The sequence below is a fragment of the Bartonella sp. AP57NXGY genome, assembly GCF_042195805.1.
GTDB lineage: Bacteria > Pseudomonadota > Alphaproteobacteria > Rhizobiales > Rhizobiaceae > Bartonella.
Genome location: NZ_JBHIOZ010000198.1, coordinates 1 through 2,137 on the forward strand (window position 1 = coordinate 1; position 2,137 = coordinate 2,137).

Annotated in this window: 4 protein-coding genes; all 4 read left to right on the top strand. The window is 43.6% G+C overall.

What is annotated here, in order from left to right; all coding sequences use genetic code 11:
* The coding region (locus ACFIL8_RS09390) for a phage baseplate assembly protein V (RefSeq protein ID WP_375689561.1) at positions 1 to 659 on the top strand (659 nt) is incomplete at its 5' end.
* Positions 656 to 997 carry a GPW/gp25 family protein gene (locus ACFIL8_RS09395; protein ID WP_375612353.1) on the top strand — a complete coding sequence of 114 codons (342 nt, stop codon included), beginning with the start codon at positions 656 to 658 and terminating at the stop codon, positions 995 to 997. The genes ACFIL8_RS09390 and ACFIL8_RS09395, both read left to right, overlap by 4 nt.
* Entirely contained in the window at positions 994 to 1,821 is an 828-nt protein-coding gene (locus tag ACFIL8_RS09400) for a baseplate J/gp47 family protein (RefSeq protein ID WP_375689562.1), read from the top strand. The genes ACFIL8_RS09395 and ACFIL8_RS09400 overlap by 4 nt, the downstream gene beginning before the upstream one ends.
* A partial coding sequence (locus ACFIL8_RS09405) for a phage tail protein (RefSeq protein ID WP_375668783.1) occupies positions 1,821 to 2,137 on the top strand: 317 nt, incomplete at its 3' end. The genes ACFIL8_RS09400 and ACFIL8_RS09405, both read left to right, overlap by 1 nt.

Genomic DNA, 2,137 nt, shown 5'->3' on the forward strand with positions numbered 1-2,137 from the left:
ATCTAAAGAGACGTGTGGCCAATATGGTTGTGGTGGGGAAGATTAGCCATGTCGACCATAAAAACGCACGCTATCGGATAAAAAGTGGCAATCTTGTCAGTGACTGGATTCCAGACACACAAGCCCGCGCCGGTAAAACACGTTCTTATGAAGGACGCGATGTTGGAGAGCAAGTAATTGTTGTTTCATCATCAGGGGATTTATCACAAGGGGTGATTGTTGGTTCACTTCACACCGATGCTAATCAAGCAGCCGATAAGGGCAGCATTCACCGAACGATATACCCTGATGGAACCAGCCTTGAATATGATGATGAACAAAACACTTATGGAATTCACATCAAATCCGGCGGAAAGTTTATCCTGACAATCGCTGATGGTGTGTCACTAAAAGGTGATGGTGGCAAGCTAGAGCTTACCGCACCAGATGGCATAAAGATTGTTTCAGAAAGCGATATAAATTTAAACGCAAAAGGCGGCATCTCTTTGAAGGCAGGTAGTAGCATTTCACTGAATTCGAATGATAGTCTCTCTCTTCATTCTGGAAATAATGTTTCCATTCATTCAAGTGGATTAAGACATAACGACACCAATGTAGGAGAAACCCATGTTCATGGTGGTGTTTCCCCTGGTGGTTCTATGACAGGAGGTCCCAATTGAACAGTGGAATGGACCGCACAACGGGAAAGCCATTAACCGGCATTGATCATTTGCGTCAATCAATCCTTGATATTTTGTTAACGCGGATTGGTTCGCGTGTAATGCGGCGTGATTATGGTTCACGTGTTGCTGAACTCATTGATGCACCGGTTAATAATGCTTTTGCTGTTGCTCTTTATGCCGCTGTTGCTGAGGCTTTAGACAAGTGGGAACCGCGTTTTAAATTGAAAAAAATTGATTTTAAAAGGGGTGAGAATGGACACGTTTCTTTATCCTTTGAAGGCATTTATTTGCCATCCGGCAAGCCCATTACCATGGAAGGATTATTGATAAAATGAATGGAGTGCTTGCAAAACCAGACATCATCACAGAACTTTCTTTTGAAGAAATACGCGCTGCTGCTCTTGCCCATTTAAAAGAGCTTTTGCCTGAATATACCATTCTTGAAAGTGACCCGGCTGTAAAAGTCATAGAGGCTTTTAGCTATCGAGAGTTGCTTTTAAGACAGCGTATTAACGAGGCAGCACGCAACAACATTCTTGATTTTGCAACCGGTGAATCTCTTGACGCTTTGGGAAACTGGCATGGTCTTGCCCGCATGGAGGGTGAAAGTGACGAGAGATATCGTGAACGCATACAGCTTCATGCCCGTGGAGGAAACGGAAGTGGAACAGAACCCTATTACAAACTTATCGCCTTAACAGCCGATAGTCGAGTGAAAGATGCGATTATCTATCGTAAAGGCAAAGACCCAACCATCTATGTTGCTCTTTTTGGTAATAATGAAGAAGGAACGGCATCTGAAGATCTCATACAAACAGTTTCAGAAGCTCTTCACAGAAAAAATATCATCATGACCAATGATACAATCATTGTTCACGCTGCTGTCAAAAAAGTGCTGGATTTAGAAGCAGATGTTTGGCTGTTACCAGAAACATCTTTGAAAATTCTCACAACAATGGAAACAAATTTACGCACGGCTTGGAAACAAGAACAAGCCATTGGTCGTGAATTAAGTTTGTCGTGGTGGATTTCAAAACTAATGATTGCTGGTGTCCAGAAAGTGATTGCCATTACCCCAACACAAGACAGTATGGTTTGTGATGAAGAAATTTTATCGATTGGAAAAATCACCTTAAACTTCAAAGGACGTGCCCGCTAATGGTTGGTTCCCTCCTTCCCACAAACGCGACAGAATTTGAAAAGCGCCTTGCCGATGCTTGCGATTTTCATCAAGATATTGATGGTTCTGTTTTGGGGATTTCACGCGCAAAACTGATCACACGCCCTCCCCGTTTCTTGCCGTGGTTGATTGAAGAATACGGGCTTGGTGAACTGACACCTTATGTTCCAAATCTCTATGATTTGATTGATCAAGGGCTTCAATGGCAGAGGATACGTGGCTCCCTTGCGGCAATAGAGATGGGGCTTGAATGGCTAGGGATTTCGGCACGCTTTCAACCCGCCTGGACGGGGCG

Coding starts and splice junctions, on each gene's coding strand:
- ACFIL8_RS09400 (WP_375689562.1), top strand. CDS start 994: ATGAATGGAGTGCTTGCAAAACCAGACATCATCACAGAACTTTCTTTT.